9 protein-coding genes are annotated in these 7404 nt (G+C 59.5%); all 9 read right to left on the bottom strand.

Annotation, left to right across the window (positions count from 1 at the left end; all coding sequences use genetic code 11):
• Window positions 1-74: 74 nt before the first annotated feature.
• Window positions 75-812, bottom strand: a complete 738-nt coding sequence (locus tag GXP34_12525) for a hypothetical protein (protein NOY56790.1) — start codon at window positions 810-812, stop codon at window positions 75-77.
• 1290 nt (window positions 813-2102) lie between these two features.
• On the bottom strand, window positions 2103-2360 hold the full coding sequence (locus GXP34_12520; protein NOY56789.1) for a hypothetical protein: 258 nt from the start codon (window positions 2358-2360) through the stop codon (window positions 2103-2105).
• 682 nt (window positions 2361-3042) lie between these two features.
• Window positions 3043-3789, bottom strand: coding sequence for a hypothetical protein (locus GXP34_12515; protein ID NOY56788.1), 747 nt, complete (start codon window positions 3787-3789; stop codon window positions 3043-3045).
• A 362-nt stretch (window positions 3790-4151) separates the two neighbouring features.
• On the bottom strand, window positions 4152-4799 hold the full coding sequence (locus GXP34_12510; protein NOY56787.1) for an ATP-binding cassette domain-containing protein: 648 nt from the start codon (window positions 4797-4799) through the stop codon (window positions 4152-4154).
• Window positions 4787-5635 (bottom strand): hypothetical protein, encoded by an 849-nt coding sequence (locus tag GXP34_12505; protein NOY56786.1) that lies wholly within the window; start codon window positions 5633-5635, stop codon window positions 4787-4789. Before GXP34_12505 ends, GXP34_12510 begins: the two co-directional genes overlap by 13 nt.
• A gap of 257 nt (window positions 5636-5892) precedes the next feature.
• On the bottom strand, window positions 5893-6408 hold the full coding sequence (locus GXP34_12500) for a hypothetical protein (protein NOY56785.1): 516 nt from the start codon (window positions 6406-6408) through the stop codon (window positions 5893-5895).
• Window positions 6409-6485: 77 nt separating this feature from the next.
• Window positions 6486-6923 (bottom strand): hypothetical protein, encoded by a 438-nt coding sequence (locus GXP34_12495; protein NOY56784.1) that lies wholly within the window; start codon window positions 6921-6923, stop codon window positions 6486-6488.
• Window positions 6889-7245, bottom strand: coding sequence for an RNA polymerase sigma factor (locus GXP34_12490; protein NOY56783.1), 357 nt, complete (start codon window positions 7243-7245; stop codon window positions 6889-6891). Before GXP34_12490 ends, GXP34_12495 begins: the two co-directional genes overlap by 35 nt.
• Window positions 7097-7404, bottom strand: a 308-nt coding sequence (locus GXP34_12485; GenBank protein ID NOY56782.1) for a hypothetical protein, incomplete at its 5' end; no start/stop codon positions are given. The genes GXP34_12490 and GXP34_12485, both read right to left, overlap by 149 nt.

Genomic DNA, 7404 nt, shown 5'->3' with positions numbered 1-7404 from the left:
GATTGCGCACCATGGGGCGCAATCGGACGCCAGAACAGGGAGAGAGGTCGGCAAGTCCGGGTGTCGAAGCGTGTCTAGTTGTCGAGGAAGTCGCGATACGCTTCGAGGGCCGCTTCCTTTTCGGCGGCAAGAAGCGCAACGCGATCGCCGTTCTCTTCGAGGAACTTCGTCTCCAACTCGAAGCGCACCGTCCTCATCGTCTCGTCAAGCTCGAGTTCTTCGGCGCACTTCCAGTCCGCATCCGAAACCTGGAGCTCGTAGACCTGAAGATCCTGCAGTGCCTCCTCAATCTCGTCGGTGAGGCCCTCGCTCACGCGGGCAACAATCGGTGCAGCTTGTTCGGCAATGAATTCGTATGCATCCGCTGGCGACGCTAGATCGTATCCTTCGGAAGCCATACAACGTGACCAGGAATCCTCAGCGGCCAACACCCGGGGGTCTTTGCCGACAGCTTCGTCTATGAGCGCCAACTGTTCCATGAGCCATAATTGAAGACTGGGCTCGTCCCCTTCTCGTTGCAGCGGCGGATCAAACGGATTCGGCAGGGTCTCCTGAAGTAGGCGACGACACACACGCATCTGCGCGTTGTATGCCTCGCGCTCGGATTCACCGAGAGCCTCAACAATGTCCACGTTCGGATTAATGAACGTCGCCGTCATCGGCTCGAACGCCAGGCGCGCATTGAACGCAGCACCGTAGCCGTACTGGTCACGGAACTCGTCCTCGGTGAGCAACATCGGCCCAACGGGTGTACTCAACAACGCCGGCTGGGTCACGTCAATGGGCACATAGTCGAAACCTTCGCTGCGCATACACGTCGCAAGCTCCTCCTCGTACCTCCTCTGCCCCGCAATAGCGAGGTCCTGATACTGCTTTCGGGTCAGCCGCAAATAGGGCAAGGCAGTTTCGACAGGAGATATCGGGATGCCACTCTGATCCTCAGAGGCGGTGCTGTCCGACGGAGGCTCAGGGTCGGTTGCTACCACGTCGGTTGGTTCAGTACTGGTCGTACTCACAGGAACCGTGATCCGTTCGGAGACCGGTTCCGAAGTCCGCACAGCCACCGCCGTGTCCTCAGCGACAGAGCACGCACCAACTATGAGCAACAAAGCCGCGATCAAGGCGAGTCGTCGAGCAATAGTGGACGTCCGCATCGCCTTAGTAAAAGTCCGTGTAGTAGCCCCACGCGGCAGTAGGATAACAACCGGTATTTCGGCAGATTCTGATCGTGCTCCAGCCGTTCCCGTTCTGGTCCCAGAACGAGTAGTTAATGCCGTACGAATTACACGACACCGCCTGGGTGTACACCGTCGAGCCCTCGCGGAACTGGACCCAGACACAAGAGCCATCCGTACGGGTGTCATACACTTTGCCACGATAGTATTGGTCCGAGTCACAGGTGCTTACGTTCGGTGTCCACTCCTTGCCCCAACCCGAATCTATGGTAAACGCGGCCTCAGGGTAGTCACAGGCAGCCTGCACTTCGGGCGTCACGGCGGGCAGAACCGAGAGTACACCTGCCAGCGCCAGGACCAGGCCAAGGCTTGCCAGTCGAGACCGGCGAATGGTGGTCTTCATCGTCTTTTCCCCTTCTGTGTTTGGTATCGCTTTTGCGGTACTCACTATGTATTGCCATTTAGACCGTTTTGGGTTCCATCGGGGGTCTGCCATATCCTCAGATGCGGGTCTGCCGAAGTCGCCAACCTCTCCCCTCATGGCATCAACGCCGAAGCAACATGCAGTCGACTGGAGCGGTGAGCACCATCGACTATCCGCCGCTGCGGTCCCCACAATTCGCAAGTGCCGTTGATTCATGGCCAGAACCCGACATACTCCCTTGCCAGTACCTGCCCGTTGGCGTCGGTGAAGATGCATTCGAAACCAACGGGCCAGATCGACGACCCAGCCGAGATGGAGGACGCTTCAAGTCTCGCGACCGACGCATCCGGTGGTGTAGCCGAGCATTGATCACTCAGCGCGGCACTTGACCCAATGTTGTAATACAAAGCAGCAACAACGCCGAGCGCAACGATTCCGCCCACCACAGCTGCGATCCAGCGACGACCTTGCCTGCGGGTACTCCGGAGCGACATCTAGCCGATCTACCCGCCGGGAAGCGATGCGAACATCACGACGTTGATTGCGACGGCAGCAAGGGTCCAGAGAACAGCGATGGGAACACCCTTGCGACCCTCGACGGCGAGAATCACGATCCAACCGGCCGCGAGCGCGACAACGATCAGCGGTGGAGGTATCACAGCGGCGGCGCCGAACACTGCGAATCGGATAACGTGCCACGCCCACGGTGGAACCGGTGTCGAAGTACGGCTCGCCTTGGTGGTCATTGTGTTGCCCTCCATGTTCGGCTGCCTACACCTCTGGCGTAGTGCTGCGCATCCACTGTGACAGTTCGATTGACGGAGACGATGTACCCAATACGATAGTCCCATTTCCCAACTAGTTCGTGTGGGATAACCATCCCTCAGCAACCGCGGAAAACCCGCGCACCAAGCCCACGGGCACCACAGCGTCGCGAAGCGACTCCACCTGATTCCTTAGTTGTGTCGCGACTCAGCTTTTCGCCAACCGACTATCGCGCCACCCGCTACGACGAGAAGTGCGCCGGTGAGAGATCCTGCTGCGAGTGCGACGCGATCACTCTGTCCACCGAAGCTCGACCACGCCAGATCGACCGCAGCGACAACCGTTAACACGATCCCGACAACGACAATCCTGACTTCGCGCGACCACTTCCTCTGGAACAGCAATTCCCGTAGATTGGATAGAAGACGTCTCAATTCAACAACTCCTCTTCACATTCTTGCCACCAGCAGGACCCCCATGGTACTAAGCCCGGTGTTTCAACGGTGTCTGGCTGGCCGCACCGCTCCAACTGCTGGTGGCGATGAGACGACAAGTATTGCCAAGGTGTAGACGACTGCGGGCCGAATCGAAAGGTGCTCAATCGCGTTTGCGGTACTCACTATGTATTGCCATTTGAACCGTTTGGGTTCCATCAGCAGGACGTCGCGCCTAGGACCGCTACCCCTTGAGCAGGTCGATGAGGGGTTTACGGAGGCCGAGCAAGCTCACGAGCCAACCCAGCACCTGAAAGAGCAACACAGCGCGCACTGCCTGGGATAGACCCATACCCGACGCCGCGGGCGACGTCCCGCCGAATGTATATCCCACAAGCAGCCATGTCGCTGAAATTCCAAGAACAGCACCGGCGACGATCGCCGTTTCTGCGAGTGATATCACGATTGTGCCAAAACGCCCTGCACGGAACGCTCGGTACAAGGCGTCTTCTCCTCGACGGGCCCGGTTCACGAAATAGCTCATGGTGCTGAGCACGATCCCTGCTGCAAGCCAGCCGTGCTGCATGGGTCTGCGCATGAACGCTTCGATCGGGGCCTGTGTTAGATCGTTCAGAGGGAAAAGCAACGTCACACTCAGATCATTTGCACTGCCGGAGAACGACGCCGCCACCTCCACCATGGTTCCGGCGCTGACCCAGGGCATGAATTCGACCCAGCATTCCTGCGGTGGGGATGTACTGAATCCTTGGATGACCACCGCGGTCGAGTAGGAGGCTCGGCGTTGCCCGAAGTCGACCACCGCGGCAACCTCGATGTTCTCGGCGGTATAGGCAGGCCCTCCAACGATCGGGAACTGTGACCCGGGCAGGAGCCCGAGTTCCGACGCCACCGTTTCCGATGCGACGAGCGTCCGTGGCGGTACGTCGAATCGGCTCCCTGACAGAACCTCAACTCCGCCGAAGGCAGTCATCAGTGCCTGTATGCCGCGGTTCGGCACGGCTCTTGAGGACACACTCACGAGTTGCCAAACCGGACCTGCCGCACGGACCCCCTCCGCCGAGTTGAGGACCCCGCATTGCTCAACGCGGAGGCTGAGATCGCTATTCGGCCTGGGAGAAACAACGATTGCAGCAGAGCCTCGATCGACGAGTGCTTGTTCGGCGGCTTGTGCAGTGCTCACCGCCCGCACCTCGAGGAACGATACGCCGGTGACAACGAGGGCCCCGATAGCGACGAAAGCAACGGTACGCCAGCCGCCGTAGATCGCGTTCTCTAGGCCCTCTCGAAGGAGAGATCTCACACGCCAACCGCTTACCAGTTTCCCACCCATGATCAGTTTCCACCCTCGGATACAGCGCCCCCGAGGCGAATGACCCGGTCGCACCTTGTCGCTACCAGGGCATCATGAGTTGCAACGACAACGGCCTGGCCGAACGTGTGTGCGGCTTGGTCGACAAGAAGGTCCACTACCAACCCGGAGGTCTCTGCGTCGAGCTGACCCGTTGGTTCGTCGGCCAGTATGAACGGCGCCTGCAGCGCCAGCGCGCGAGCAATCGCGACGCGCTGCAACTGCCCTCCGGACAACTTTGCAGTCCCGAAGTCTCCAAAACCTCCGAGGTCCACAGTATCGAGAAGCTCAAGGGCACGCTCACGAGCTCGACGGTGCGTCGCCCCAGTCGCCAAACAACCGAGAGCCACGTTGTCGACCGCCGGGCGCGACATCAGTCCGTTCGTGGTCTGGTGGATCCATGCGACATGCTGGACAACATGGTGATCCGACCTACCGGAATCGAACCCTACGGCTACTTCGCCGGAGATTGGCGACAGGAGTCCGCCCAAGATACTCAACAGCGTGGTCTTGCCGCTCCCCGACGGACCGACGACGGCCACGGCTTCTCCGCGGCGAACTATGAGCGATACCTGATCGAGAACGCGCACGTTCGAGAACTCATGACAGATATCGGTGGCTACGAGTTGCATGACGCCCGGTCGAAGACATCCTGCGGGTTCACCACTACCGCGTCGATCCGGGGATCGGGAGCAATGAGCGTCACACCGAATGAGGAGTCAAGGATCGCAACCGCGATCGGCTCGAAACGGTCGTCGCCCTGTGGGACGAACACACACAGGATTGAGCCGTCGCTCACGATGGCTGATGGCGCGATCTTCAGAGCCTGGCCAGGTGAAGCAAGTCGGATGGTGCCCTGGATACTCTCCTCAGATCCGCGACGAGGAAGCACCCCCACAAGCTGATCCAGTGACAAGTCTTCGACCTGACCCTGGTACGTCAGCGGCAGCTGGACACCTTCGATCTCAAGAATGTACGTCTCATCGACCGACACGAAAGAGCCGTCCTCTCGACTGACGGCTACCGCAGCGGACACCAATCTCGGCTCGCTGCTCAGGAACGTTTCGCCGGCGGCTGGCCAGGGTCGGCCGGGTTCGATAGCGATCGCGCCAACGACCATCTCGACCGGACCGAGCCATGCGAGGAGCCGGTAGTCGAACTCAGGTCCGACTATCCGCCCCCGAGAGTTGTAGCGGAATTGCTTCTTCCCGGCGGATTCATTGAACGCCGCGATGGCGTCGGACAACTCTCGATCCACCTGCTCAGGGCGCTGAGCAGCAGATTCCAGATAACCCAAGTCGGTGAGTACACCGGCGAGGGCTACAACATCGGGACCTTCGTCACCGAGAGCTAGGGGCCGGTACATCGGTTCGGGCGCCACCAGGACAAGGACGGGCCTGCCAGAAACCGTTGCGATCTGATCGCCGTTCCTGAGAACGCCGCCGGTTGTGACGTCAACTGACGTCACAATTCCGTTTCCACCTTGGCTCACAGCGGTGGTAGGTGTACCCCAGAACAGGTTGACGATAACGGGCTGGACTCCCGTCACGGTACCGTCCGAAGTCGGGAGAACCACCGGTTGCGGATCGATATCTTGTTGCAGCGGCCGCTGATCATCAGCCATGAGAACGAACGCAAGCACCGCGGACGGAACAAGAAGCCCCAGCAAAGCCGCGGCGGCAACCAGATACGGGCGCGAGGAACGTTTGTTGGAAATGTGATGTCCTATCCGCCCGACGACTGTCGGCTGTCGAGGTATTCAAGAAGGCATTCACGTCGCGCACCTGGGTTCGTGGTGTCCAGTTCGTCACGGGTCGCCGGTGTCAATTCGGTCACCTCGATCCCCCTATCACGCAGACAGAGAATGATGCCTTCATCGAGCGCCCGATTCTGCGCATCGATCTCGGCTTGATTGGCATCCAACCACAACGCGCTGATGGGTTCATAGTGCTCCTCCGAACATTTCCGGAATATAGAGTCCTGCTCCTCCTCGCCAAGACTTCCGTCGCGCCACTCGAAACCGAAGACGAACGCATCCGGGTTGTAGTCGGGAGGGCGCGTGACCTCCAATCCGGCGCCCCGCATACAGTCGGCGGTAGCAAGCGCCGCGGCCTCAAGATCGGCGAACGAAACTGCTCCCGCCGGTTCGACCACCTCGGGTGTAGTGGTTGATGAACACGCCGAAGCCACAAGCGCAAACGCTGCGACAATCCAGACGATGCTGCGTAGTGTTTTCGACATCGGCCACCGAGTCCCCGGGTAGTGAACGGGGGGGTCGCCAATGATAGGCGGACCCCCCGTTGCGACGTGCAATGCCATCAGACCTCAGCCTTCACGGAACCGAGGTAGTTCCAATTGACATCCTTGGCGTACGTGATTGTGTAGAGAGCATCACAACCGGCGTAACGCAGGTCGATGACCTCTGCAGAGGTGTATTGCGTGCTGTATGTGTAGTTGCTGCCCCAGCACCTACGTTTGTTCTTCTGTGCGATCTTGGCGCATCCTCCGTTGTCGTCATAGGAAACGTGTGTCGCCTTTGTCCAACTTTCGTAGGCCTGTGCACCGATGCGGCAGCCACCGTTAACACTCTTCTCGACGGTAACGGCCGAGGCAACCGTCATGCTGGTCAACACCAGCATGATCGCCATCGCCAGCACGGTGATTGGTCGTCTCACTATCTTCTCCCTTCTATAGTTTTCGGCACCGCGTTTGCGGTACTCACTATGTATTGCCATCTGAACCGTTTTGGGTTCCATCAGGGGTCCATCCCTCGGCCGGTTTCACAGTGGGGCGACCGTCCGGGCCTATCTCTCCGTGCGTTTCGGTGTCCCAACATGTGCGGATCTGTGCCTTGGCACGCGACAGTCGGGACTTCACGGTTCCGACCTTGATGTCGAGTAGAGCTGCAATTTCTTTGTGAGTGAGGTCGTCAATTGCATGCAGGATGAGAGTCTCTGCCTGTGACGGCGACAGTTCGCATATCGCCGCGTAGAGGGGTCCCCGCAGACGCTGTGCATCCACCCGCCTGGCGACGGCGATATCGGGCACGGAGACCGATGGGGGGGGGTGGAAGCCGATGTGTCAAGTGTCGAATCTGCCACTGGGTACGGAAATGGCGGCCGCAAAGATTTCGAGCGATGCCGCAGAGCCACGGCCGTGCGTCCTCCCTGTCGAACTCGAACTCGTCTCGGTGCACAAATGCAACCAGGAACACCTGTTGCGCGACGTCTTCGGCAT

The organism is Actinomycetota bacterium, from assembly GCA_013152275.1.
Taxonomy (GTDB): Bacteria; Actinomycetota; Acidimicrobiia; order Spongiisociales; family UBA4744; genus BMS3Bbin01.
Note: the sequence above shows the minus strand (reverse complement) of the source record. Positions and strands in the feature narration are given on the sequence as shown.

Excerpts from the sequence above, each read along its gene's own strand:
- GXP34_12525 (NOY56790.1), bottom strand. The coding sequence starts at position 812 with ATGCGCAGCGAAGGTTTCGACTATGTGCCCATTGACGTGACCCAGCCG.
- GXP34_12520 (NOY56789.1), bottom strand. The coding sequence starts at position 2,360 with ATGGAGGGCAACACAATGACCACCAAGGCGAGCCGTACTTCGACACCG.
- GXP34_12495 (NOY56784.1), bottom strand. The coding sequence starts at position 6,923 with ATGGAACCCAAAACGGTTCAGATGGCAATACATAGTGAGTACCGCAAA.
- GXP34_12510 (NOY56787.1), bottom strand. The coding sequence starts at position 4,799 with ATGCAACTCGTAGCCACCGATATCTGTCATGAGTTCTCGAACGTGCGC.
- GXP34_12515 (NOY56788.1), bottom strand. The coding sequence starts at position 3,789 with ATGACTGCCTTCGGCGGAGTTGAGGTTCTGTCAGGGAGCCGATTCGAC.
- GXP34_12500 (NOY56785.1), bottom strand. The coding sequence starts at position 6,408 with ATGTCGAAAACACTACGCAGCATCGTCTGGATTGTCGCAGCGTTTGCG.